Origin of the sequence: Euzebyella marina, assembly GCF_003687485.1 — a bacterium.
Taxonomy (GTDB): domain Bacteria; phylum Bacteroidota; class Bacteroidia; order Flavobacteriales; family Flavobacteriaceae; genus Euzebyella; species Euzebyella marina.
In genome coordinates, this window is record NZ_CP032050.1 from 3,652,897 (window position 1) to 3,678,372 (window position 25,476).

Annotated in this window: 20 protein-coding genes; 15 read left to right on the top strand and 5 right to left on the bottom strand. The window is 40.6% G+C overall.

Translation table 11 applies throughout. The features are described 5' to 3' along the window. Positions 1–47: 47 nt before the first annotated feature. Positions 48–998: an RraA family protein gene (locus D1013_RS15630; RefSeq protein WP_121849717.1), complete on the bottom strand. Its 951-nt coding sequence runs from the start codon at positions 996–998 to the stop codon at positions 48–50. Between the two features lie 144 nt (positions 999–1,142). On the opposite strand from D1013_RS15630, the gene D1013_RS15635 reads away from it, so the two are divergent. The 3 genes from D1013_RS15635 to D1013_RS15645 are packed head-to-tail and all read left to right on the top strand — an operon-like array spanning position 1,143 to position 4,419. Next, positions 1,143–1,793 carry a GDSL-type esterase/lipase family protein gene (locus D1013_RS15635; RefSeq protein ID WP_121849718.1) on the top strand — a complete coding sequence of 217 codons (651 nt, stop codon included), beginning with the start codon at positions 1,143–1,145 and terminating at the stop codon, positions 1,791–1,793. Positions 1,794–1,839: 46 nt separating this feature from the next. Continuing rightward, positions 1,840–3,456 (top strand): beta-N-acetylhexosaminidase, encoded by a 1,617-nt coding sequence (locus D1013_RS15640; protein WP_121849719.1) that lies wholly within the window; start codon positions 1,840–1,842, stop codon positions 3,454–3,456. Positions 3,457–3,471: 15 nt separating this feature from the next. Continuing rightward, a complete protein-coding gene (locus D1013_RS15645; RefSeq protein ID WP_121849720.1) occupies positions 3,472–4,419 on the top strand; it encodes a carbon-nitrogen hydrolase family protein in 948 nt (315 codons plus the stop codon). A 12-nt stretch (positions 4,420–4,431) separates the two neighbouring features. Here D1013_RS15645 and D1013_RS15650 read toward each other — a convergent pair whose 3' ends face one another. The 3 genes from D1013_RS15650 to ruvX are packed head-to-tail and all read right to left on the bottom strand — an operon-like array spanning position 4,432 to position 5,920. Then, complete coding sequence (locus tag D1013_RS15650) at positions 4,432–4,860, bottom strand: DUF5606 family protein (RefSeq protein WP_121849721.1); 429 nt, start codon at positions 4,858–4,860, stop codon at positions 4,432–4,434. Positions 4,861–4,919: 59 nt separating this feature from the next. Then, the gene (gene def, locus D1013_RS15655) at positions 4,920–5,510 is read right to left on the bottom strand and encodes a peptide deformylase (RefSeq protein ID WP_121849722.1); all 591 of its coding nucleotides are present in this window, start codon (positions 5,508–5,510) and stop codon (positions 4,920–4,922) included. Beyond that, positions 5,507–5,920: a Holliday junction resolvase RuvX gene (gene ruvX, locus D1013_RS15660; RefSeq protein WP_121849723.1), complete on the bottom strand. Its 414-nt coding sequence runs from the start codon at positions 5,918–5,920 to the stop codon at positions 5,507–5,509. The genes def and ruvX overlap by 4 nt, the downstream gene beginning before the upstream one ends. A 172-nt stretch (positions 5,921–6,092) precedes the next feature. On the opposite strand from ruvX, the gene D1013_RS15665 reads away from it, so the two are divergent. Further along, positions 6,093–6,908 (top strand): 2,3,4,5-tetrahydropyridine-2,6-dicarboxylate N-succinyltransferase, encoded by an 816-nt coding sequence (locus tag D1013_RS15665; protein ID WP_121849724.1) that lies wholly within the window; start codon positions 6,093–6,095, stop codon positions 6,906–6,908. Positions 6,909–7,058: 150 nt separating this feature from the next. After that, the gene (locus D1013_RS15670; protein ID WP_121849725.1) at positions 7,059–7,853 is read left to right on the top strand and encodes a glycosyltransferase family 2 protein; all 795 of its coding nucleotides are present in this window, start codon (positions 7,059–7,061) and stop codon (positions 7,851–7,853) included. Here the strand turns inward: D1013_RS15670 and D1013_RS15675 are convergent. Beyond that, positions 7,835–8,647, bottom strand: coding sequence for a glycosyltransferase family 2 protein (locus D1013_RS15675; RefSeq protein ID WP_121849726.1), 813 nt, complete (start codon positions 8,645–8,647; stop codon positions 7,835–7,837). The genes D1013_RS15670 and D1013_RS15675 overlap by 19 nt on opposite strands. A gap of 77 nt (positions 8,648–8,724) precedes the next feature. Between D1013_RS15675 and D1013_RS15680 the strand changes: the two genes are divergently transcribed. The 10 genes from D1013_RS15680 to D1013_RS15725 all read left to right on the top strand — a co-directional run bounded on the left by D1013_RS15680 (position 8,725) and on the right by D1013_RS15725 (position 25,422). Further along, positions 8,725–9,768 carry a glycosyltransferase family 52 gene (locus D1013_RS15680; RefSeq protein WP_121849727.1) on the top strand — a complete coding sequence of 348 codons (1,044 nt, stop codon included), beginning with the start codon at positions 8,725–8,727 and terminating at the stop codon, positions 9,766–9,768. A gap of 9 nt (positions 9,769–9,777) precedes the next feature. Next, positions 9,778–10,950 (top strand): acylneuraminate cytidylyltransferase, encoded by a 1,173-nt coding sequence (locus D1013_RS15685; protein ID WP_121849728.1) that lies wholly within the window; start codon positions 9,778–9,780, stop codon positions 10,948–10,950. Beyond that, a complete protein-coding gene (locus tag D1013_RS15690; RefSeq protein ID WP_121849729.1) occupies positions 10,940–11,809 on the top strand; it encodes an N-acetylneuraminate synthase family protein in 870 nt (289 codons plus the stop codon). Before D1013_RS15685 ends, D1013_RS15690 begins: the two co-directional genes overlap by 11 nt. Then, entirely contained in the window at positions 11,809–12,381 is a 573-nt protein-coding gene (locus tag D1013_RS15695) for an L-threonylcarbamoyladenylate synthase (RefSeq protein ID WP_121849730.1), read from the top strand. Before D1013_RS15690 ends, D1013_RS15695 begins: the two co-directional genes overlap by 1 nt. A 73-nt stretch (positions 12,382–12,454) precedes the next feature. Continuing rightward, positions 12,455–13,873 carry a CCA tRNA nucleotidyltransferase gene (locus tag D1013_RS15700; protein WP_121849731.1) on the top strand — a complete coding sequence of 473 codons (1,419 nt, stop codon included), beginning with the start codon at positions 12,455–12,457 and terminating at the stop codon, positions 13,871–13,873. Between the two features lie 560 nt (positions 13,874–14,433). Further along, a complete protein-coding gene (locus D1013_RS15705; protein WP_121850763.1) occupies positions 14,434–15,372 on the top strand; it encodes a PorP/SprF family type IX secretion system membrane protein in 939 nt (312 codons plus the stop codon). Between the two features lie 10 nt (positions 15,373–15,382). Then, on the top strand, positions 15,383–17,335 hold the full coding sequence (locus D1013_RS15710) for an OmpA family protein (protein WP_121849732.1): 1,953 nt from the start codon (positions 15,383–15,385) through the stop codon (positions 17,333–17,335). 269 nt (positions 17,336–17,604) lie between these two features. Continuing rightward, complete coding sequence (locus D1013_RS15715) at positions 17,605–22,545, top strand: T9SS type B sorting domain-containing protein (RefSeq protein ID WP_162987926.1); 4,941 nt, start codon at positions 17,605–17,607, stop codon at positions 22,543–22,545. An 8-nt stretch (positions 22,546–22,553) separates the two neighbouring features. Further along, positions 22,554–23,492 carry a PorP/SprF family type IX secretion system membrane protein gene (locus tag D1013_RS15720; protein WP_121849734.1) on the top strand — a complete coding sequence of 313 codons (939 nt, stop codon included), beginning with the start codon at positions 22,554–22,556 and terminating at the stop codon, positions 23,490–23,492. 4 nt (positions 23,493–23,496) lie between these two features. Beyond that, on the top strand, positions 23,497–25,422 hold the full coding sequence (locus tag D1013_RS15725; protein ID WP_121849735.1) for an OmpA family protein: 1,926 nt from the start codon (positions 23,497–23,499) through the stop codon (positions 25,420–25,422). Positions 25,423–25,476: the final 54 nt, after the last annotated feature.

Sequence of the window (25,476 nt, forward strand, 5' to 3'; positions counted from 1 at the left end):
CAAAACCCTAATTTTTTAGTGATTTTTTTGAAAAATTCATTCAAATATCACCAAGTACGTGTTTTAAGCAGCTCTTGAATCTGTTCTTTTGGTACAGGAAGTTCATCAATATGACTATTCAACCATTGCGAAAAATCTTTCTCAATCTCATCTGACCAGCGATTATCAATTTGCCCGGGGGTATACTTTTGCTCCCTTAACCGTTGATGTCCGAACATATCCCTCAGCCTGACTATCTCAGAGGTTTTTACCACTTTCTCCACCAAATGGGGCGGAATAAAAATTACACCACCATCTCTTCCTAGAACAATATCACCGGGCATTACGGTGGCCATACCGATTCTAGTGGGGGTATTAATGCCTATTAACGTGGTATTCAACTGACCATCAGGATTGTTCAAATGATGTGAAGGATGATAACTTCGAAAGAAAGAGGTGAATCCTCCTATTTCTTTTAAACCATCAATATCACGAATCGCTCCGTCATAAACGATTCCGTTACCCGTTTTGGCAAAGATGGAGTTGCCTAGGTTATCACCTATGGTGGGGCCATCTATATGGGCACCGAATTGATCAACTACATAAACATCTCCCTTTTGTAGTAAATCGATGGTCCAGGCATTCTGAGATTTAATTCTTCCATCTTGATTATGCCCCCTATCATCGATTACCCTATGTATGTCTGGTCTTCCAGGCACAAATACGGCCGTAACAGCTCTACCTACCAATACGCTATCCGGGTTGATGGTCTGCCAACCTTCAGCGTATTGATATTTAAAATTGTCTCCTTTCAAAACTGCCCAAGCCTCTTCAAGCGTAACACCTTTCATTCTTTTTAAAAGATTGTCAGAAACCTTTGGTCGGCCATCTTCAAAACGTTCACCTTTCCATTCAGGTGTTAAAAAAATGAGTTCTTCTTTAGTAATCTGTTGTGCTTGGGCTGGGCATAGGAAACCTAGAATAGCTATAAATGCTATCGTTTTTAATTTAAGATCCATGAGTTAATTAAAGTTTAAGTTTTCTTAGTTGAGTTTGTAGTTGAATGCAATCTATGTTAATAGTACGAAGAAGTCTGCTACAACCCTAAGATTTCTTTGAACCGACCTAAATATAGACTAACTTGTGTGGCTTAAATATTCACTATGTCTCGCTTTATAATTCTCTTTTCTTTATTAGTTGTAAATCAAGGTTTTGCTCAAGAAGCGAGCCGCTTTAAGAATCAAGTCGATGACTTAAGATTGAAATACGACTCTATCTGGGATCCCTCGAAGGAAACCATAGTTTTCACCGGTAGTTCGAGCATACGTATGTGGAAAGACCTTCAAACTAGGTTTCCATCACAACAAATCGTCAATTCAGGTTTTGGTGGATCTCAAGCCTCTGATCTCTTATATTTTACTGATGACCTCATTTTGCGTTATAAACCAAAAAAGGTATTTATTTACGAAGGTGACAATGACATTCAAGCACAAAAGAGACCTAATGAAATTATTGGTACCACCAGGCAGATTATCAGTCTGATCAGAGAAAATGACCCCTCTACGGAAATAGTTATCATTTCGGCAAAACCCAGTATTTCGAGATGGAAGCTAAGAGGAAAATACAAACGATTGAATCGCAAGTTTAATAGACTTGCCAGAAAAGACGATTTACTAAATTATGTTGATGTATGGAGCCCCATGCTCAACGGCCGTGACCTTAAAAGAGATATTTTCATTGAAGATGGCCTTCATATGAATTCAAAAGGTTACGATATCTGGTATGATACCATGAAAGAGCTGGTTGAAAACTAGATGCCCATTTATCCTATCACTAAACTAATCCAAACATTCTACCTATATGAAATTTTATTTATTTAAAAGTTTACTTATTTGCAGCGTTTTTATTGCCTTTTTTTCATGCGAGACCGAAAAGAAAAAACGGGTACTTAACCTACCGAAAACCGATTTGGCTATGGGCGATATGATACCCATGCCAAAAAAGGTAGTCGCCACCGAAAAAGCATTTGCTCTAGACCAGTTTACAGCAATTTACACTTCTGAAAATGCAGAAGGCTTTCCTGAAATAGGCACTTTTCTCGCCGAAAAAATAAAGGGAAAGACCGATTTAGACCTACCTGTAAATGTAGAAGAGGTCAACAATAGAGAAGGCGTTATTTATATCAATTTATCGGATAGCTTAGAGCTCGATGCCACCGAGGCATATCAGCTTTACGTAACACCCGACTCAATCATTCTTAATTCCAACACGGCCGAAGGCGCCTTTAGAGGCGTACAGACATTACGTCAAATAATTCCTGAAACCAGTATTGATACTGTGGCAGAATATAAGGTTTGGGCTATTCCGACCGGAAAAATAATCGACAATCCCGTCTTTGAATATCGTGGTAGCATGCTCGATGTAGCCCGTCATTTTTTCAGCGTAGAAGATGTAAAGAAATACATTGATCTGTTGGCCTATTACAAATACAACACTCTACATTTACACCTTACCGATGACCAAGGGTGGCGTATAGAAATCAAGTCTTGGCCTAAATTAACCGAAGTTGGTGGGAGTACCGAGGTCGGCGGTGAGTCGGGGGGCTTCTTTACCCAAGAAGACTATACCGAAATTGTAAATTATGCTGCTGACAGATATATTATCGTAGTACCTGAAGTCGATATGCCCGGACACACCAATGCAGCCTCGGTATCATATCCGTTTCTGAATGGTAATGGCAAAAAGGTAGAGCTTTACGAGGGTACGCATGTTGGCTTTAGTACTTTCGACACTAGAAAAGATACTGTTTATACCTTTATAGACGATGTGGTAAGGGAAATATCAGCCATTACCCCTGGCCCGTATTTTCATATGGGAGGTGATGAAAGCCACGTTACCAAAAAGAATGATTACAAGTACTTTGTAGAAAAGGTCGAGAAAATTGTCAAAAAACACGGCAAAAGAATGATTGGCTGGGATGAAATCGCAACCACTGATATTGATTCAACTGCCATTGCCCAGTTTTGGTCGAGCAAAGAAAATGCCGATTTGGCCATTAAAAAGGGAATGAAAATAATCATGTCGCCAGCTAAAAAGGCTTATTTAGATATGCAATATGATACGTTATCTAAACATGGGTTGCATTGGGCCGCATATATACCAACGGATACGGCTTACATCTGGACACCCGAAAAATATGAAGGCATTCCATTGGAAAATATTCTAGGTATCGAGGCACCTCTTTGGTCTGAAACCGTAAGCAATATTGATGAAGTTGAATATTTGGCCTTTCCGCGCGCAATTGGGTATTCTGAATTAAGTTGGTCTACACCCGAAAATCGCAATTGGGAGAATTATAAAGTACGTTTGGCAAATCAGGCTCCGTTTCTAGACCGGATGGATGTAAAGTATTATCCTTCTCCCCTCATCGACTGGAAGAAAAGCAAATACACCTACGAAGAAATTAAAAAAGACTAGTATAAAAGATTTAAAATGAAAATCAAGGTCGGCCTCATACAAGATAGTCCTGTTTTTTTTGACAAGGCCAAGACCCTTGAAAAGATAGAAACCTTGGTTGGCAAGTATGCCAATCAAGGTTTTCATTTACTAGTATTCCCAGAGTCATTTATACCAGGTTATCCCAGGGGTTTCACTTTCGGCACAAAGGTTGGCAGTCGCTCAGATCAGGGGCGCGAGATGTACCATCGGTTCAGAGAGAACAGTTTTGACCTCAATGGCGGTGAGTTAAAGAAACTAGAAAGCCTCAGCCGAGTGAACAATTTGTATTTGGTTGTAGGGGTAACCGAAAAACAAAATGGCCATGGAAGTCTTTATTGCTCCATGTTATACATTTCTCCGACTGAAGGATTGTTGGGCGTACATCGAAAAATAAAACCGACCGGGGCCGAAAGACTTATCTGGGCCGAATCGGATGCTGACTCATTGGTTACTTTTGAATCAAAAATTGGAAAGCTTGGCGGATTGATTTGCTGGGAAAACTACATGCCCTTGGCACGGATGGCGATGTATAAAAAAGGGGTTGAAATCTATATCGCACCAACTGCCGACTCGCGAGAAAGTTGGACCGCAACTATGCGGCATATAGCCATGGAAGGCAGGTGTTTTGTTTTAGGATGTAATCAATATGCCACTGAAGACATTTACCCCGAAGAATACTCAAAATTATTGGATGGGGATGATTCTGCGAACAATTGCCCAGGAGGCAGTGTAATAGTTTCCCCCATGGGAGAGATATTGGCAGGCCCTTTATTCAACGAGTCCGGGATAGTCTCTGCAGAATTGAATTTGGAGGATATACCTAAAAGCAAGCTCGATTTTGATGTGATCGGACATTATTCAAGAAATGATCTGTTCAAATTTGAAGTGGTCGGCCAACCGGAAATGATAAAAGAAAAAGCCCATAAAAAAACCCTCGATTAACGAGGGCTTCTTTTATTCTTCTTCAGAAGATTTATCTTCTTTTGCTTCTTTACTATCAAAATCGGTTATTCCGTTATCATGCAAGATATTGTACCATTGAATCACCTTTTTAATGTCGCTTGCATACACTCTATCTTCATCATAGTTAGGCAATACCTCAAAAAAATATTCCTCTAGTTTTAACTTATCATCTTTGTGGCCAATAGAAGTTTTACCTCCTTTTTCCTTCACCTGAATATTTAAAAAAACCTCTCTTAGGGGAACCTCTTCCTCTAAAGTATAGATAGCAATCTCCGATAAGACACTTACATTGCTACGCATACCTACGGTAATTCTTTTTTTGTCAAGAAGTGATTCCGCAACGAAACCAGTTCTGGTTTGTGTTACCAATTTAAAAAGGCCTGGCTTACCGCCGATAGATAGAATTTTGTCTAAACTCATATAGAATTTTACATTTTAGGAGCGCAAATATTATACTTTTAGATGGATTACGATAAAATTTAACGTGCTTTTTTCATGTTCGGAAATCGCATGCGGTAATCAACGGCAATCTTACCTTTTGAAATGTTGTTCAGTCTACTTTTCAACATTCTTTTCTTTAAAGGAGACAGCTTATCTGTAAAAAGTACGCCTTCAATATGATCGTATTCGTGCTGTATAACCCTTGCCAAAAGTCCGTCATAGGTTTCGGTATGTTCAACAAAGTCTTCGTCTAGATAATTGATGGTTAGTGTACCTTTTCTTTTAACATCTTCCCTTACATCAGGTATGCTCAAACACCCCTCGTTAAAGGCCCATTCTTCGCCAGTTTCATCTTCTATATAAGCATTTATAAAAGCCTTTTTAAAGCCTTTAAGTTGCCCTCTTTCTTTGGCCGATAACTCTTCATCGTCGGCAAATGGGGTTGTATCCACCAAAAAAATACGTATCGGCAAACCAATCTGTGGTGCAGCGAGACCAACACCACTGGCATTATACATCGTTTCCCACATATTCTCCAATAACTCGTCGAGTTTTGGGTAATCTTTGGTAATATCCTCTCCGACCTTGCGTAAAACAGGGTCTCCGTATGCTACAATTGGTAAAATCATTTGATTTTGTTTAAGTAATCTTGCAATATGATAGTGGCACTAATTTGATCTACCAACGCTTTATTTTTGCGCTGTTTCTTTTTCAATCCACCGTCAATCATACTCCTAACGGCAAGTTTTGAAGTGAATCGTTCATCTTGCCTCACAATAGGAATATTCGGAAAATTATTCTTTAATAGATTCAAAAAAGGTATGATCAACTGTTCCGATTCAGAAGGCAAGTTGTTCATCTGCTTAGGTTCGCCTACCACAAAACTCTCAACGGACTCTTCTTTTAAATATCCTTTTAAGAACTCAATAAGTTGATCGGTATCTATGGTTGTCAAGCCCGAAGCGATAAGCTGCAATTCGTCGGTAACAGCAATACCCGTTCTTTTTTTGCCATAATCTATAGCCAACAATCTTCCCAATCCTTATTTTTTTGGCAAAAATAACCGATAAATTGTTATAAGCGTAAAATTGGACTTTTAATTACTATTCGACCTCTTATATTTGCAATCCGTTTCCCGTATCTGAAGATTTAAAAATTAAATCGGGGAATATTCATCGAGACTTATATAAACACCATAATACAAGAGAACCATGAACGAATTAAGAAAAAAGATTGAAAATGCTTGGGACAATAGGGAACTTCTAAAAACCCCTGATACTCAAGAAGCAATTCGTGAGGTTATCGACCTACTTGACCAAGGAAAATTACGATGTGCCGAACCAACTTCTGATGGTTGGCAAATTAATGAATGGGTCAAAAAAGGGGTGGTGCTCTATTTTCCAATCCAAAAAATGGAAACCTTGGAGGCCGGTATTTTTGAATACCACGACAAGATACCTTTGAAAAAAGGATATCAAGAAAAAGGTATTCGTGTGGTACCCCATGCGGTGGCCAGACATGGTTCTTATATTTCGTCAGGAACCATTTTAATGCCTAGTTATGTGAATATAGGCGCTTACGTTGATGAGGGTACAATGGTAGATACTTGGGCAACCGTAGGTAGCTGCGCACAAATAGGCAAGAATGTTCACCTGAGCGGTGGCGTAGGAATAGGAGGTGTTTTAGAACCACTTCAAGCAGCACCTGTCATTATTGAAGATAATTGCTTTATCGGTTCTAGATGTATTGTTGTTGAAGGCGTACGTGTTGAAAAAGAGGCTGTTCTTGGTGCGAATGTGGTTTTAACGGCTTCCACAAAAATCATTGATGTAACCGGAGAAAACCCTATTGAATTAAAAGGTAGGGTTCCTGCACGTTCAGTTGTTATACCTGGTAGTTATACTAAAAAGTTTGCAGCCGGTGAATTTCAAGTGCCTTGTGCACTGATTATCGGAACACGAAAGGAGAGCACCAATAAAAAAACATCCTTGAACGATGCCCTACGTGAATACGACGTTGCTGTATAATATGTAGGATTTTTTTGATTAAACATAATTTTTTTGTTTTTTCTTTGTTATTAGAGGGTAGGATTTTTTAGTGAGCATAAAAACGCAACCTTTTGTGTTCTTTTTAATCTACAAAGTAGAAAACCGAACCAAACCCCAAATAAATTAACAATGCCCAAGGAAAAACAAAAGTTATCGGCCCTCGTCATTACCTACAACGAAATAGGTTACATTGAAAAATGTATTGAATCTGTCGAGTTTGCCGATGAAATTATTGTTGTTGATTCTTACAGTACCGATGGCACTTACGAATATCTAAAAGAACATCCGAGGGTAAAGGTTATTCAGCATCCTTTTTCGAATTTCACTCAACAGAAATCTTTTGCGTTAAAACAAGCCTCTAATGATTGGGTCTTGTTTTTAGATGCTGATGAAGTGGTTTCGCAAAAGCTTCAAGTAGAGGTTAGTGCTACCATAAACAGTGAAACCGATGTTGCTGCCTTTTGGTTTTATAGAAAGTTCATGTTTCTAAAGAGACCTTTGCATTTTAGCGGTTGGCAGACCGATAAAAATTATCGTCTTTTCAGAAAAAGTAAGGCGCGTTTTTCTGACAAGAAAATTGTTCATGAGACTTTAATCGTTAATGGCTCTTCAGGAATTTTAAGGGAAAAACTCACCCATTTCTGCTATAAGAGCTATGAAGACTATAAAGGCAAAATGCTCAAGTACGGTAGATTGAAAGCTAAAGAAGATTTTTATAGGGAGAGAAGATACAATGTGCTTTCACTTGTATTTAAACCTCTTTGGAAATTCATTAATCACTATTTGATTCGTTTAGGTATTCTTGACGGTAAAAAAGGAATTACCATTTGCTATCTCAATGCTCTAGGAGATTTAGAAAGATACCGAGAACTTAAAAAGCTTGAAAAGAAAAACGAACTGGCTTACTACTTGGTAATGCCGTGATAGGTCCAGACACTTTTGTTCTGTCTAACCTCTTTTCTAATCACTTGATTTTTGGCAATTGCTTCCGGTGTCTTGTAACCACGTTCGTGATCAAGATGTATACATACAGCACTATACCTCAACTGTTTTGACTTGACCCCATAATTAAAAAGGCGCTCACCGAACTCCCGGTCTTCACCTCCATACTGCATCCGCTCGTCAAAACCGTTTACATTAAGAATGTCTTTTTTCCAACCAGATGAATTATGTCCGTTCCAACTGGCATTGGTAGGGGTGAACGTATTGAAGAGTGTAGAAATAAACCCTCTAGCCGTTAGTTTGTTATTTTTGAATGTTTTGGGAATACCTTTTTCTTTTAACCATTGAATGTTGAAGCAATTTTGCTTTTCTATATCTTCAAGGGTGATAGCCTTTGAAATATTCATTGGAAGCATATAGTAACCTCCAGAAATGAAATAGCCAGGCTCTTTATTTATATAGTGTACCTGAACAAAATCTTCTCTCGGTATACAATCACCATCTGTCATTATCACATATTCGGCACTACAAGCCTTTACAGCCTTGTTTAAAATTCTGCATTTTTGAAAACCATCGTCTTCTTGCCAAACGTGTTTTATTTCAAAAGATACCTTATTTCGCAATTCATCAACCAATTTCTTAGTTTCTTGACCAGAACCATCATCGGCAACGATGACTTCAAAATCTTTGTAGGTCTGGCACTGAAAGCCCCAAATTACCTTCTCGAGCCACTCTGGGTGGTTATAAGTACTTATGATGACACTGACCGTGCTCATTACAATTGTTGAATTTTAGCTACTTTTGCAAATGTAGTTTTTTGAGGTCCATCTCCAATATTATTTTGCCAATTTCTATGAAGCGAACCTACGTCGGGTCTACCATTTATCACATCTACCTTTCGCTTTTACATATACTGAAAGACAGCAATTTTAATACCGAGAATAGAGGCAACAATCTTCTGTTTTTAATTGAAAGTACCCCTTTTATTGAAACTTTGATTCCCAATTTGAAAAAGAACTTCTTTAGAGATGTACACATTATTTCAGAAAGAAAGATTCACAGACAAGAATTAGGCAAATTCAATTACTCCTTTAGAAGAAAGGCCACGCTCCTACCTTATCTAAGAAAGAAGCATACTATATTAATCGAAGAAAACGAGTTTATACTCGACTCAGAAATTTACCTTTGCGATACCGATTCGTCAAAAAGCTATTTTCTATATGCTTATGGCCATAAGAAAATGAATATGATTGAAGATGGTGCCCGTACGTATAACCAACGTCATACCAGATTAGAACAGTTTTATAAAACTTATTTGACTAAGACACCTATCGGCGGAGGTTTTGACCCAGAAATTAAAGCAATTTTTGCCCAGCATCCTGATAGATTGCCCCAACCGATAAGGTCGAAATCAAAAGAACTTAACATTCGTCAAGTGGTCTCAAAATTAGATCAATCAACCAAATGTGAAATTTTCAATATTTTTTTGAGAGAACAAAATTTTCTATTCGCAGAAGGAAATCACGCTTTGGTGTTGACCCAACCCATTTCTGAAGATGGTGTAATTAAAAATGAAAATGAGAAGATTGCCATTTACAGAGATATTTTGTCGAAAATTCCTGGTGACATGAACATCGTACTAAAAACACATCCGAGAGAGCATACCCGGTATGAAGAACATTTTAATAACATTACGGTTCTACCTGGGCTTTTTCCAATAGAAATCCTATGCCTTAAAGAAGGTTTTCATTTCAACCATGGCTACACTTTATTTTCAACGGCGTTGACCAACCTAGATATAGTTAATAAGCGCTTTTTTCTAGGTAAAGATTATTTAGATAAATTTACCACCAAGGCTACCAGAAATCTAGTCAAAAACATGGTAGTAGACCTATAATTAAGGCTTATGTCAAAAAAGGCGATCGGTTTTATTCCCCTAAGAAAGGGCTCAAAGGGTATTCCAGGAAAAAACAAAAAAAAATTATTGGGTAGTCCCTTATTTACATGGGTTCTTACCGAAGCTTTGTTTTCAGACTTAGACGAGGTTTACATTTTTACCGATGATGATGAAATTATCGGCTACGTCAATCAAAATTTTAGCTGGTCTAAAAAAGTTAAAACCTTTAAAAGAGATGCTTCTAACGCCACAGATACTGCCAGCACAGAATCGGCTATGTTAGAGTTCTGTACAGAATCAAAGGTCTCTTTTGAAATATTTTGCCTTTTACAGGCTACATCGCCAATGACTAAAAGCACAGATATTAATCTTGCACTTAAGAAATTGAGATCCGAAAATTACGATAGCTTGCTAAGTGTCGTAAAAACCCATCGTTTCACATGGTCTAAAAATGGCGAATCTTTAAATTATGACTATAGAAATCGACCAAGAAGACAAGATTTCGATGGTTTACTTATTGAGAACGGGGCTATTTATTGCACCACTCAAGAGGCTCTGATGAATTCCAGAAATAGACTTAGCGGTAAAATCGGAACTATTGAAATGGTTGAAGAATCTTTATCTGAAATCGATTCTGAAACAGATTGGAGTATTATCGAACAGTTATTAATAAGCAAGTTTAAAACTAAAAAATCGCTAGGTCGTATCAACTATTTAATTTTAGATGTTGATGGCGTTTTTACCGATGGTAAGGTTTCATTCAGTAAAGATGGCGAACTCTCAAAGGTATTTGATATGCGTGACGGAATGGGCTTAGAAATTTTGCGTCAGCATCAGGTAGAGATAATAGTTATGACTTCTGAAAATTCGGAAGTAGTAGCCCAAAGAATGAAAAAACTTAAAATCGAAAATACGTTCTTGGGTGTTAAGGACAAATTTTCTTTTTTGCATAAAGTTTGTGAAGAGAAGGCTATTTCGTTTGAAAATTTGGCCTATATAGGTGATGATGTGAACGACTTGAGCAACATGTTAAGAGCAGCTTGGTCTTTTTGCCCGGCCAATGCGACAAAGGCTATAAAATATCACGCAGATATCATATTGAAAAACGATTCGGCCAATGGAGCCATCAGGGAAGCTTGTGAATTTATTATAAATTACAATTTAAGATTTAATGACTTATAAAAAGCCTTATGTTATTGCCGAAATAGGTTGTAACCATAAAGGAGATTTGAAAATAGCCAAAGAGCTAATCAATATGGCGAAGATATTTGGCAACGCCAACGCGGTAAAATTTCAAAAGAGAAACAATAAAGAACTATTAACCGATGAACAATACAATGCTCCTCATCCAAATCCAATAAACTCATACGGTAAAACGTATGGCGAACATAGAGAGTTTTTAGAATTCAATTTAGACCAACATCGAGAATTGAAAGTTTTCTGCAAAGAAATATGTATTACCTATTCAACTTCTGTCTGGGATACTCATTCAGCAAAGGAGATTGCTAGCATCGATCCGGTATTTATTAAAATACCATCTGCATGTAACAATAATTTTGAAATGTTAGATTGGCTTTGCGAAAATTACCGTGGCGAGATTCATATTTCAACCGGTATGACTACAAAGAATGAAATTGAGACTATCGTCAATTTCTTTGAGAAAAAGGGTCGTTCTAAAGATTTAGTAGTATACAATTGTACCTCGGGCTACCCTGTTCCGTTTGAAGATGTTTGTCTATTGGATATTATCAAGTTAAAGGACAAATATGGAAATCGAGTTAAGAACATCGGTTTTTCAGGCCATCACTTAGGTATAGCTATAGATGTTGCAGCATATACTTTGGGCGCCCATATTATAGAAAGACACTATACCCTAGACAGAACATGGAAAGGAACCGATCATGCAGCATCATTAGAACCTATGGGTTTAAGAAAATTATGCCGTGACCTTAACGCTACGTATGAAGCGCTAACCTATAAGCAGCAAGACATATTGGCTATAGAAGATGTTCAACGAAAGAAGTTAAAATATCAGAAGTAATGGCGGCCGATTTTACCAAGGAAATAAATAGTTGTATCGATGTTCTTCAAAAAGGAGGACTCATCCTCTACCCTACAGATACTGTATGGGGTATTGGTTGTGATGCCACCAATACAGAAGCGGTAAAAAAAGTTTACGACATAAAAAATAGGGAAGACAGTAAAGCCCTTATCTGCTTGGTGGCCAATGATGCAATGTTAGAGAGACACGTTGACTTTGTACCTGAACTGGCCTACGATTTGATAGATCTCTCAACCAAGCCGACTACTATTATCTACGACAGTCCGAAAGGTGTCGCAAAAAATCTAGTTGCTTCTGATGATACATTGGCCATTAGGGTCGCATCTGATAAATTTTGCCAGTATCTTATCAATAAATTCAAAAAACCTATTGTTTCTACCTCGGCCAATATTTCAGGTCAGCCGACGCCTAGAACATTTGACGAAATTTCATCGGTCATTTTAAAAGGTGTAGACTATGTGGTAAATTTGCAGCCCGAACATAAAAATGCCGTTCCTTCAGCAATTATAAAATTGAGTAACGACGGAAAGGTTAAGGTGATTCGGGAGTAAAAGGATAAGGACAAGTTGATTACCAATTGTCCAACTGGGATGAACCCAAGCAAATTTTCAAACGAATTATCTATTGAATCATCAGGACGCCTTAAACAACCCCATTTTTAAAATAGTTGCGGAAGCAGCTGACGAACTCGGTGTTTCCACTTACGTCATTGGCGGTTTCGTAAGAGACTATTTGCTACAAAGAGGAACTCCGAAAGATATTGATGTAGTCGCCGTAGGTAGCGGAATAGAACTTGCTCAAAAAGTAGCCACTAAATTAGAGGGCGCACCCCAAGTAGCCGTATTTAAAAACTTTGGTACGGCGATGATCAAGCATGAAGGTATCGAACTGGAGTTCGTGGGTGCTAGAAAGGAAAGCTATCAGAGGGACAGTAGAAAACCAATTGTAGAAGACGGTACTCTGTCCGATGATCAAAATAGGCGCGATTTCACGATCAATGCCTTGGCCATATCTCTTAACTCACACGATTATGGCACTCTATTAGATCCTTTCAATGGTCTCATCGATTTACAAAACAAATTAATCAAAACTCCTTTAGAACCCGGTATTACCTACTCTGACGACCCTCTACGAATGATGAGGGCAATTCGTTTTGCCACTCAATTAGATTTCACAATAGAACTGAATTCATTAAAAGCTATCGTAGAAAATAAAGAACGGATAAAAATAGTCTCAAAAGAGCGGATTGTCGACGAACTGAACAAAATACTATCTAGCTCAAAACCATCTAAAGGTCTTGGGCTTCTGCATAAAACTGAACTACTACCCTTTATACTGCCTGAACTGACAGCACTTCAAGGCATTGAAGAAAAAGAAGGGCAACGGCACAAAGATAACTTTTGGCACACCCTTGAAGTTGTTGACAATATTGCCGAAACTACCGAAAACCTCTGGTTACGTTGGGCTGCCCTATTACATGATATCGGTAAGGCACCTACCAAAAAATTCAATAAAAAAATAGGCTGGACATTTCATGGACATGAATTTGTAGGGTCAAAAATGGTTTACAAGTTGTTCAAACGGTTACGAATGCCATTGAACGACAAAATGAAATATGTGCAAAAAATGGTGATGATGAGCTCAAGGCCTCAAATTCTTTCAGAAGATTTTGTGACCGATTCCGCTGTAAGGCGTCTTGTTTTCGAGGCGGGTGACCATGTTGACGATTTAATGACCCTTTGCGAAGCTGATATAACCACCAAAAATGCCAAAAAACAGAAAAAATATAAGAACAACTTCAAAATTGTTCGTCAAAAAATTCAAGAGGTAGAAGAACGTGATCATATTAGAAATTTTCAACCGCCCATAAGTGGTGAGGAAATTATGACCATTTTTAATCTACGCCCTTCGAAGGAAATTGGCATAATTAAAGATGCTATCAAAGAGGCAATTCTAGAGGGAGAAATACCTAATGAATATGAAGCGGCCAAAGATTTTATGCTCACTAAAGGGAAAGAGTTGGGTTTAAAAAGTAATTTGTAGTCCTCCTACAAAACAAATTATTCAACGATTTAGGCATTTTTATTTCCTACATGACCCCTTTCGCATTCCGCCTAGCATAAAAAGTTTTAACAAACTTCAATCAAGCGAAAACGTTTTATACATTTTGACATTTGATAATCGTTCAAGTGCAATAATATCAGATATTTATCGACAAACCACATTCTTTGCTCTGTTCACATCAAATTCATCTTTCCACCCAACAAATATTGAAACCGCACCATACCTTTACCTATATTTGTTTTGCCTACAATTTTTATATGTATTTTCTTACTTATTTAAATATTGAAATTCATCACTAGCAATGCTTAATAAATAAAACATCACATCATGAAAAAGAATGCTCCCCATTCAGCACAAAACATCATTATCTTATTTACTCAAATCATTTCCTCCTTCTTTAGTAACGTTTTCCATTTACCGAATAACAGGGAATCAAAGAGCAGACTTTGCCCTGTAAGAATACGTCGAAACTAAAATTGGATACCTTTACGTTATTAGAAAAGAAAGAGTACCTACTTATATCGCCAAAAAATAAGATTATGAAAAATATTGTTGTCAGTACTTTCCTGCTCCTTTTGAGTGTCATTGGCCTTCAGGCCCAGCAAGATGCGCAGTACACCCAGTACATGTACAATACAATGGCAGTCAACCCTGCTTATGCCGGATCAAGGGGCGTGCTTAGTATAGCTGCGCTGCACAGGTCTCAATGGGTCGGGCTAGACGGCGCGCCCCGAACGCAGACATTGAATTTTCATACGCCGGTTTCCGAGCGGGTGGGCCTAGGCCTTTCCATAGTCAACGACGAGATTGGTAACGGCACCAACCAAGAAACCTATTTCGATGGTGTGTTCTCGTATACTATACCCCTTTCACGCGAGGCCAAGCTTTCCTTTGGCGTGAAAGCGACCGCACACCTTCTGAACGTCGATTTCAACAAACTGGCCAATTACAATAACGAGGCCTCTTCCGTGGGTTTGAGCAATATAGACCGTAAGTTCTCACCCAATTTTGGTGCCGGTGTATACTACCATACCGAGAATGCCTATGTGGGACTTTCGGTACCAAATTTTTTGAAGACAAAACATTTTGACGATTCGTCATCAAGTACTTCGTTTCTTGCAGAGGAGCGTATGAACATTTACCTGATTGCCGGTTATATTTTTGATATACACCCACAGTGGAAGTTCAAACCCGCAGGTCTGGTCAAGGCCGTTAGCGGTGCCCCATTACAGGTTGACCTTTCAGCTAATTTTCTATACAACGACAAATTCACCCTCGGTGCTGCTTACCGTTGGGATGCTGCCCTTAGCGCTATGTTCGGTTTTCAGTTAACCGATCAATTCCTGATTGGCCTCGCCTATGATCGTGAAGTAACGGAACTAGGAGGCACCAGATTCAACGACGGGTCTTTCGAGATTTTGTTGAGATACGAGTTCCTTACTCGCTACAAAAGAATTATAACGCCCAGATTCTTCTAAATAAAATAACATGAAAAACAGACGGCCGATACTGGTAGGGCTCTCGCTGTTTGCCCTTTTTTCCATCAGCGCCCAGACGCAGAAAATAAAAAAGGCCGACGAGGCCTACGAAACCTTTGCCTACCATGATGCTATCGAAAGCTATGAAAGTTTGGTCGCAAAAGGATATGAAGGAAGGGAAATCTACAGAAATCTTGGTAATTCCAACTACCATAATGCACGATATGAGGATGCAGCCTCTTGGTACGGCAAGTTCTTCATGGAAACGGGTTCAGAGGATGATGCCCATCCGGAGATGATGTACCGTTACGCCCAATCGCTCAAATCTACTGGAGAGTATACCGCCGCGGAAACTTGGATGAAGAAATTCGAGGCAGCGCAGAACGAAGACCTTAGAGCAGAAAAGTTCAGAAGCCAACCTGACTACCTTGAGCGAATAGAAAAAATGTCGGGCAGGTACGAAATCAGCAATCTGGCAATCAATTCTCCCGAATCTGACTTTGCCCCCTCCAAGCTGGGAGAGACACTTATCTTCTCAACAGCTAGGGATACAGGTAAGACTTTTAGAAACGTTCACGAATGGAACAACCGTTCATTTCTGAACTTATACAAAGCCACCCCCGGTACCGGTGGCATGTATCAAAATGCTGTTAAGCTTCCCAAAAGCATGAATAAAAAGACCCACGAGTCGACCACCACTTTTACCAGAGATGGCAATACGGTGTACTTTACCCGTAACAATTCCGACGATGGGCGTTTCGAGCGTGACGATGAAGGTGTCAGCAGGTTGAAAATCTTCAGGGCCGAAATTGATGGCGACCAATGGAAGAACGTTACAGAACTGCCCTTTAACGGCGATTCGTATTCATCGGCGCACCCTACCCTTAGCCCCGATGGAAGGAAACTTTTTTTCGCCTCCGACAGAGAAGGAAGTCATGGGGCCTCCGACATCTTTGTGGTAGAAGTAAACGAAGACGGTACTTTTGGTGAACCCAAGAACTTGGGTAGTAAAATCAATACCGAATCAAGGGAAACTTTTCCCTTTATAACCGATGACAATATTCTCTATTTCGCATCAGATGGCCATCCAGGGCTTGGAGGACTTGACATATTTGCGGTCAGGATTGATGGAGAGAATATATCCGATATTATTAACCTGGGCAAACCGGTGAACGGCGAACAGGATGATTTCTCCTTCTATATCGATCACGACACAAATACAGGCTTCTTTGCCTCCAATAGAAAGGGAGGAAAAGGTAGTGACGATATTTATTCCTTTAAAGAAAACCGACCTATTGCGTTTGAATGCAAGAAGACCTTTGGTGGGATTGTTAGGCAGGGCGATGGCAACCTTCCTTTGGCCAATGTTGCATTTGAATTGATAGGACCTAATGGTAACGTTGTTTCCCAGAGCCGCACCGATGCCGAAGGCAATTTTGAATTCGAAGTTGAATGTAACGAAGGCCCTGAGTTGAGATTAAAAGCTTCCAAAAAGGAGTTCGAGAGCTATGAAATGGCCATCGATATTGAAAATATCGAAGATGGTAGGCTTCTGGCCCTTAACCTGAAAAAAGAAGTAATAATGGCTCCAAAAGGTACTAATCTTATTACCTACCTGAAACTGGAACCCATCTATTTCGACCTAGATAAGGATGTAATCAGGCCAGATGCCAGGCATACCATGCAAATGGTCATTGACTACCTCAAAGAATATCCTCAGATGAAAATTGAGGTTCAATCACATACCGATGCAAAGGCAAGTGATGCCTATAATATGAACCTATCGGCAAGAAGAGCCAAAAACACAGAGGCCTATCTGATTGCCAATGGCATAGCCGACGAAAGAATTAGCAACAAGGGCTTCGGCGAATCCCGACTCGTGAACGATTGCAAAGACAGGAATTCATGTCCCGATGAAAAACATCAGGCGAACAGAAGATCAGAATTTATTGTGGTCGATTAATAACGTACGACTTTAAAACAAAGCCACCCAATGGGTGGCTTTGTTGTTTATTTACAACCCCTTAGCGCAGAGATGTATCGCGAGAAACATCTGTATTGGCCGCTCTTAAAATACTAGCCTACAAGCTTTACTAGGTAGACATCTATTACAAAGCCCTATACAACATAATATTTGACAGGTATCTGAAGCCACCTAAATTTACTTTTTACAACGTTGTACAAATTCATATTTCTACTTAATGAAGAGATATGGTTTAATTCCATTCCCATTTGGCGAATATTTTAAAAAAAATACAGGGGCTACTATTCTTAACTCTAATCTTCAACTTTGGAGTATACGCTCAGCAGACCACCACTTGGAATTCTATTTCCCCCTCTGTTTGGGAAACTATAAGTTCCGATGGGCTGGTACGTGTTGAATGCCATGTCTCGGGAGGTACTTTTATCATAGGCAATGAAATAATGGGTTGTACAGATGCATCGACCTATAGCGACCCAAATATTTTTGGTAGTACTTCCCTAGAAATCCAAGCTAGCGCCAGCACCCATGGTACACTTAATTTTTACTTTTTTGATGCCGTAACAGACGACCCCGTAAATATTATCGAACCTGTTCTACATGTTGACAAAGTGGGTACATTGGAAGTACTGACCGTACTCCCCTTATTTTCAGAAGCCGCCACTGCAAATTTTAATCTTTCAAACGGAACCTGGACCGAGCTTAGTTCAAACGGACCCATTTTTCGTTCAACACCAACTCAATTCAATATTGATGATGATGCCCTTTTGTTCAGTTTTGGTGGGGAATGTGGCAATGGAACCAATACGGGTACAGGTGGAGGTAGCCTCCAAATCAACTCGACTACTGAATCAATCGAGATGGATACCAACGTCACCGGAGGCTTACTGGCCTTCTTTACAGCTTCTGACGCAGTTGAGTTTGTACTCTCTGAATTGATCATCGCCAATCCTGAACTAGAGGTGACAAAAACGGTAAGTGAAAATTTTACTGATCCCGTATCTGTGGGTGACGTTATTGACTACACTATTACCATTGAAAATACAGGAAATGTACCGCTTGACAATATTCGATTAAACGATGTCTTAAATGACGCAGATGGTATCGCACTTACCTTAACCAATGGGCCAAGCTTTTCAGGAAACAGTCTTGGTTCGCCAGAAGGTACTCTTGAACCTTCTGAAGTAGCTACCTATTTGGCTAGTTATACTCTAAGCAGTTCTACGATTCAAACAGGAGGGGTTATAAATCAAGTTTCAGTTTTGGCCAATAGTCCTTTTGACGTTGATGATGTAAACGACACCTCTGACGACGGAAATGATTCTGATGGAAATACCACTGATGATCCAACAGAAAGCTATTTTCCTTTGGTAAGAAATGATTCTCAAACTGTTTGCGAGAACGGCACTATAGACATAAATGTTCTGGCCAATGATGATTTTGGCGGAAATGGTCCCTCAGCCGGAACCATATTTCTTATAAGCTCACCTACCTCGGGAACGGCCATTGTTAATGATAACGGCACTGCTACCACCCCTATTGACGACTATGTATCGTATACATCGGCACCCGGCTATACAGGAAGCGATAGTTTCATCTACGGTATACGTGATGCTCTAGGATATACTCAACATGGCACGGTCACCATTACCGAACAGGCATTACCTGATGCAGGTACTGACGGTAATTTAACGATTTGCGAAGGGTCGTCGGTGACTGCCAGCGATTTATTTGCTGAATTAGGGGGAACTCCCGATTCGGGAGGTACTTGGTCACCCGCTCCATCCGGCGCAGGCACCTACACCTATACGGTAGCCCCCACTTCACCCTGTACAGCTCCTGCCACGGCAGAAATTATTGTAACCGAACAAGCCCAGCCAAATGCAGGTACAGATGGAAATCTTACCATTTGCGAGGGGGAAAGTGTAACCGCAAGCCAATTGTTCGCCCAATTAGGGGGAACTCCCGATTCGGGAGGTACTTGGTCTCCAGCTCTTTCAGGAGCGGGAACGTATACATATACGGTCAATGCTACTTTGCCTTGTACCGTTCCTAGTACCGCAGAGGTAGTGGTTACCGAACAAGCTGCACCGAATGCAGGTAGCAATGGAAATTTGACTATTTGTGAAGGAGCTTCTTTTACCGAAGCAGACCTTTTTGCGAGACTAGGCGGCACACCCGACTCTGGCGGCACTTGGTCTCCAACTCCATCAGGTGCGGGCACATACACATATACAGTTTCGCCCACAACACCTTGCGTCTCCCCAGCCACTTCCGAAGTCATTGTAACCGAACAGGCCCAGCCTCATGCGGGAAGCGATGGCACATTAACTATTTGTGAGGGTGAAAGTATTACCGCTACAGAGCTTTTCTCCAGATTAGGTGATACACCTGATTCGGGTGGCACTTGGTCTCCGACTCCTGCCGGGGCGGGAACTTATGTCTATACCGTAACAGGAAACGCACCTTGCAGTGGAAAGGACACCGCAGAAGTAACGGTTAGTGAGCAAACTTCACCAAATGCAGGATCTAACGGAATACTGACTATTTGCGAAGGAACGTCTTTTACAGAATCAGATTTATTTGCGCAGATAGGCGGTAATCCTGATTTAGGAGGAACATGGTCTCCAACAATTTCGGGCGCCGGAACCTATACCTATACCGTAGCGCCTACCAGCCCCTGTACAGTGGCTGCCACTTCTGAAGTGGTTGTTGTAGAGCAAACGGCACCAAATGCTGGAACTAACGGAAACTTAACTATATGTGAGGGAAGTACTTTTACTGAAAACGACCTTTTTGCAGAACTAGGAGGCAACCCAGATTCAGGAGGTACTTGGTCTCCTTCCATCGCAGGGGCTGGAACCTACACCTATACGGTCTCGAGTACACTGCCATGTACAGGCAATGACACTTCGCAGGTAGTGGTGACCGCTCAACCTGCCCCAGATGCGGGAACAAATGGATCTTTAACTATTTGTGAAGGAACAATTGTATCAGAAAGCCAATTATTTGCCCAGCTTGGAGGATCCCCGGATACGGGAGGGACATGGTCTCCCACCCTCTCCGGTGCAGGAACATACACATATACCGTTAATGCACAATCTCCTTGTTCCATTCCGGCTTCTGCCGAAGTTACTGTAACTGAACAGGCCGCCCCGAATTCGGGGTCGAACGGTTCATTGGTTATATGCGAAGGAGCGTCATTTACAGAGTCTGATTTGTTTGCACAATTGGGCGACACCCCTGATTCAGGTGGTACTTGGTCTCCTGCAATTTCCGGCCCGGGAACTTATACCTACACCGTACCAGCTAGCTCACCATGCTCGTCGCCATCCGCTTCAAGCGTAACGGTAACCGAACAATCCAATCCTAGTGCAGGTACCGACGGTTCTTTAATCATTTGTGAAGGGGCTAGTGTAACCGAAGCCGATTTGTTTACTGAACTAGGTGGTAATCCAGATACCGGAGGAACATGGTCACCTTCTTTCTCGGGAGCTGGCACCTATACCTATACAGTGGCATCTACCTCCCCATGTGTTGGCAATGACTCATCACAGGTGGTCGTTACAGAACAGACTTTGCCCAATGCCGGAACGGACGGTAATTTAATATTGTGCGAAGGCACCACTTTTAATACTGCTGATCTTTTTACCCAATTAGGAGGGACACCCGATTCGGGAGGAAGCTGGTCACCCGCTATCGCAGGTGCAGGAACTTATACGTATACGGTTCAACCAACGACCCCGTGCGCACAGCCTGCATCCTCACAAATATCGGTAACCTATATTGACGCCCCTGACGCCGGTGCCGATGGATCTTTAACCGTCTGTGAAGGCTCTTCCTTTTCTGAGTCAGACTTGTTTTCAAGTCTTAATGGGAATCCTGATGAAGGAGGAACTTGGTCTCCAACCCCTGCCGGTCCAGGTATCTACACCTACACGGTTTCCCCGACCGCTCCATGCGCCTCACCCTCAACTTCAGAGGTGGTGGTCACCGAGCAGACGGCCCTCAATGCCGGATTAGATGGTATTTTGACTATTTGCGAAGGAACAATGGTAGACACTAATAGCCTCTTTGCAAGTTTAGGGGGAACCCCTGATACTGGCGGAGCTTGGTCACCTATGCCAAACGGCGCGGGAATTTATACTTACACGGTCTCCAATAGTTTTTGTGAAAGTGTGAGTGCTACTATTGAAGTTCAAGAAGAGATCAGGCCCAATGCTGGTCAAAGCACCTCTTTAGTGGTGTGCCCTGGCATTACCGTTTCCTCGGCTCAATTACTTGAGCTATTGGGTACCACCGACACCCGAGGAACTTGGAGTCCGAACCCTGATGGTGCCGGAGAAGGCATCTATACATATACGGTAAGTGGCAATGCTTGCAGCCAACCCTCTTCTGCCAGTGTTACCATAACTGTCTCAGACCTTGACTCAGATGGCGATGGTGTTTTAGATTGTGATGAAGTAGAACACGGTAAAGACCCCTATAATGACTGCGACTCTATTGGTGGAAAACCTTTGCCCACCAGCGATTGTGATAATGATGGTTTAACAGAGGAGGAAGAAAATCTTTTAGGTACAGATCCTACCAATCCTGACACCGATGGCGATGGTGTTTTAGATGGCCAGGAAGTGACCGATTTTACAGATCCGCTTGACCCATGCGATTTTCTTTTGGTCAATCAAACTCTTACCCCATCTGACGAGTGGACCCAAATGGATTGTGACATGGATGGTCTTACAAATGAGCAAGAAATGGAAATCGGAACAGATTTAATCAACCCCGACACAGATGGCGATACCATTATGGATGGACAAGAGGTTACCGATGGCACTGACCCATTAGACCCGTGCGACTCAAGGGGAGGAAGTGCACCGGCCCATATTGGTTGCGAACTTTATGTTGAACTAGACCTAGTTAAACCCGGTGATATACTCAATGGCACTTTTCAAATCATCAATATTGAAAGATTCCCTGATAATCAAGTGGAAATATATAATCGTTGGGGAGTATTGGTATGGGAGACTTCTAGGTACGATAACAAGAATAATGCTTTTGATGGTAAATCAAAAGGACGCATAACGATTATAGAAAATCAAAAACTACCATCAGGGGTTTATTTCTATGAAATCAAGTATGTATCAGATGGTGAAGACAAAATTAAAACTGGCTACCTCTACGTAATGAGATAGTATTCGATATGAAAGCAAACTGGTTTAAAATAGTATTTTTTCTTCTTGCAGCAGTACCCCTGTACGCTCAGCAAGACGCTCAATTTACCCAGTACATGTATAATACTTTGACCGTAAATCCAGCATATGCCGGATCAAGGGGTGCATTGGGGGCTTCAATTCTTCATCGCTCCCAGTGGGTTGGGCTTGATGGTGCACCAAGCACCCAAACCTTCAATATTCAAGGTCCCTATTCTGAAAAAGTGGGTCTAGGATTATCGATTGTTCATGATGAAATAGGTAACAACACAAATCAAAATACTTATTTCGATGTTGCTTTTTCTTATAGCGTACCTACCTCAGAAAAATATAGGTTGAATTTCGGTATTATGGCCGGAGGCCATATGCTCAACATCGATTTCAACAAACTAAGAAATTACAGTGCAAGTTTGGCTCCATCGGTCGAAGAAGAACTATACAAGCGTTTTTCACCGAATATCGGGGCAGGTATTTATTTTCATTCGAACAAATTTTATATCGGCCTATCGGTTCCGGATCTTTTAGAAACAGAGCACTTTCAAAACCCTGATGACGAAGGAAGTGTGTTCGCCTCCGAACGTATGAACTTTCATTTGATATCTGGATATGTCTTTGACCTTAATCCGTCTTTAAAGTTCAAACCAGCTTATTTAATAAAAGCCGTTCCTGGAGCTCCATTACAGATAGACCTTTCTGCAAATTTCTGGTTCAACGAGAAATTCACTTTGGGTGCCGCTTATCGCTTAGATGCTGCCGTAAGTGCGCTCATGGGTTTTCAAATGGGCAAAAAGTTTATGTTAGGCCTGGCATATGACAGAGAGGTTTCCTCTCTTGGCGGCACTCGTTTCAATGATGGTTCATTTGAGGTTTTTCTTAGGTACGAGTTCATTAAAAATGAAAAAATTGACCTAACCCCAAGATTTTTCTAAACAGATGAAGCTACAATTGACATATAAGCTATCGTTAGTTCTCGTCTTGATAAGTTGTATCTGTAACTCTCAGGACAAGAAAGATAAAGAACGCGTAGATAATTTTGACCATTATGCTTACATGGAGCCCATCGATAATTACAAGGCCTTATTGGAAGAAGGGCTCGATGAAACCTCCATCTATAAAAAATTGGGCAACGCCAATTATCATAATGCCAATTACGATGTTGCTACTTACTGGTATGAAAAATTACTGTTACGCAATGAGGTTTCTGTTTCGCCCGATTACCTTTATCGTTACGCTCTAGCATTGAAATCTATCAAAAGATATGACGAATCCAATGAGTGGATGACCAAATTTAAAAGGATAAAATCTTCCGATTCAAGAGCTAAATTGTTCTCCGATAATGACGAATATCTAAAAAGACTTCAGGCGCCTTCAAACAGTTATACGGTTGAACCACTGGAAGCCCTAAATTCTGAAGAGTCAGATTTTGCACCTTCATTAAGAGGCGATTTACTGATATTCTCAACAGCCCGTGATCTTGAAATGCAAGAATACAACCCGCTGCCTTACCTCAATCTATACCAAACGACAGTAGAAGATAATAATACTGTGGGTACAGTAGCACCTTTTTCATCGAGTCTTAACACAAAGGCAAACGAGTCTTCAACGTCTTTTTCCAGTGATGGTAAAACCATGTACTTCACCAGAAACAACTTTTCAAAAAAATCGTTCAAACGTGATAAGAAAGGGGTTAGTCGACTAAAAATATATCGTTCTCAATTTATTAATGGTTCATGGAGTGAAGCTGAAGACTTACCTTTTAATGGAACAAAATATTCCGTGGCACACCCTACTCTAAGTGCTGATGGTAAACAACTGTACTTTGCATCCGATATGCCCGGTGGCATGGGTGCATCCGACATCTATGTCGTCGAGGTTAAGGAAGATGGCAGTTTTGGCGAACCTAAAAACCTCGGAAAGCCTATAAATACAGAAGGAAAAGAAACCTTCCCCTTTATCTCTAAAAACGGAACACTCTATTTTTCTTCGGATGGTCATCAAGGCCTTGGCGGACTCGATGTGTTCAAATCGCAACTCGATGAAAACAAAGAAGTGGAGAATTTGGGTAGCCCAATTAACAGTCCGTATGATGATTTTTCACTTATCTTGAATGATGAGGAAATAGCCGGTTACTTCGCTTCCAACAGAAAGGGAGGAAAAGGTAGTGATGACATATATTATTTACAACGTAGTGACATTGAATGTCTAATTACCATTGATGGAACTGCAAATGATAAAGATACCGACCAACCTCTGGCAGATACCGTTATTGAGGCATTTGACAGTGACGGGAGAAAAATTGGCGAAACTGCTTCCAACTCGAGTGGGGCCTATAGTTTAGAAATTCCTTGTCAGGAAAAGCAATATCAAATAACCGGAAAAAAAGAGGGATACGAAGAAGGCAACCTGTTTATGTTGACCACTTCCGACAACAAACATATAGAAGGCACCAAAATAGAATTGGAAGAGTCGAGCAAAGTCGCAGGCCTCGGTTCTGATCTTGTGAAGATTCTAGAACTGAGCCCTATTTATTTTGACCTTAACAGTTCTTATCTACGCCAAGATGCCATTGCCGATTTAGATAAAGTTGTTGACTATATGAATCGTAGGCCCGACATCAAAATTGCGGTCGGCTCGCATACCGATAGTCGCGAAAGTGACGACTACAACATGTGGCTTTCAAAAAGAAGAGCCAAAAGAACGGTAGATTATATCATTTCAAAAGGGGTTAATGCCTCAAGAATATCAGGAGAAGGTTATGGTGAAACACAGCTGCTTAATAAATGTTCAAATGGGGTTAAATGCCCCGAAAGCGAACATCAATTAAACCGTCGTTCTGAATTTATCGTTATCCAAAAATAAACGGCATAAAGTTAGGCGCCATTTTCGTAAAATACTTTAAGTAGCCGTATTTTT

What these genes read in the sequence shown, in the direction of transcription:
- D1013_RS15670 (WP_121849725.1), top strand. Translation starts at nt 7,059, where the DNA reads ATGCCCAAGGAAAAACAAAAGTTATCGGCCCTCGTCATTACCTACAAC.
- D1013_RS15640 (WP_121849719.1), top strand. Translation starts at nt 1,840, where the DNA reads ATGAAATTTTATTTATTTAAAAGTTTACTTATTTGCAGCGTTTTTATT.
- D1013_RS15705 (WP_121850763.1), top strand. Translation starts at nt 14,434, where the DNA reads ATGAAAAATATTGTTGTCAGTACTTTCCTGCTCCTTTTGAGTGTCATT.
- D1013_RS15680 (WP_121849727.1), top strand. Translation starts at nt 8,725, where the DNA reads ATGAAGCGAACCTACGTCGGGTCTACCATTTATCACATCTACCTTTCG.
- D1013_RS15665 (WP_121849724.1), top strand. Translation starts at nt 6,093, where the DNA reads ATGAACGAATTAAGAAAAAAGATTGAAAATGCTTGGGACAATAGGGAA.
- def (WP_121849722.1), bottom strand. Translation starts at nt 5,510, where the DNA reads ATGATTTTACCAATTGTAGCATACGGAGACCCTGTTTTACGCAAGGTC.
- D1013_RS15635 (WP_121849718.1), top strand. Translation starts at nt 1,143, where the DNA reads ATGTCTCGCTTTATAATTCTCTTTTCTTTATTAGTTGTAAATCAAGGT.
- D1013_RS15690 (WP_121849729.1), top strand. Translation starts at nt 10,940, where the DNA reads ATGACTTATAAAAAGCCTTATGTTATTGCCGAAATAGGTTGTAACCAT.
- D1013_RS15650 (WP_121849721.1), bottom strand. Translation starts at nt 4,860, where the DNA reads ATGAGTTTAGACAAAATTCTATCTATCGGCGGTAAGCCAGGCCTTTTT.
- D1013_RS15675 (WP_121849726.1), bottom strand. Translation starts at nt 8,647, where the DNA reads ATGAGCACGGTCAGTGTCATCATAAGTACTTATAACCACCCAGAGTGG.
- D1013_RS15645 (WP_121849720.1), top strand. Translation starts at nt 3,472, where the DNA reads ATGAAAATCAAGGTCGGCCTCATACAAGATAGTCCTGTTTTTTTTGAC.
- D1013_RS15710 (WP_121849732.1), top strand. Translation starts at nt 15,383, where the DNA reads ATGAAAAACAGACGGCCGATACTGGTAGGGCTCTCGCTGTTTGCCCTT.
- D1013_RS15725 (WP_121849735.1), top strand. Translation starts at nt 23,497, where the DNA reads ATGAAGCTACAATTGACATATAAGCTATCGTTAGTTCTCGTCTTGATA.
- D1013_RS15695 (WP_121849730.1), top strand. Translation starts at nt 11,809, where the DNA reads ATGGCGGCCGATTTTACCAAGGAAATAAATAGTTGTATCGATGTTCTT.
- D1013_RS15685 (WP_121849728.1), top strand. Translation starts at nt 9,778, where the DNA reads ATGTCAAAAAAGGCGATCGGTTTTATTCCCCTAAGAAAGGGCTCAAAG.
- D1013_RS15720 (WP_121849734.1), top strand. Translation starts at nt 22,554, where the DNA reads ATGAAAGCAAACTGGTTTAAAATAGTATTTTTTCTTCTTGCAGCAGTA.
- D1013_RS15630 (WP_121849717.1), bottom strand. Translation starts at nt 998, where the DNA reads ATGGATCTTAAATTAAAAACGATAGCATTTATAGCTATTCTAGGTTTC.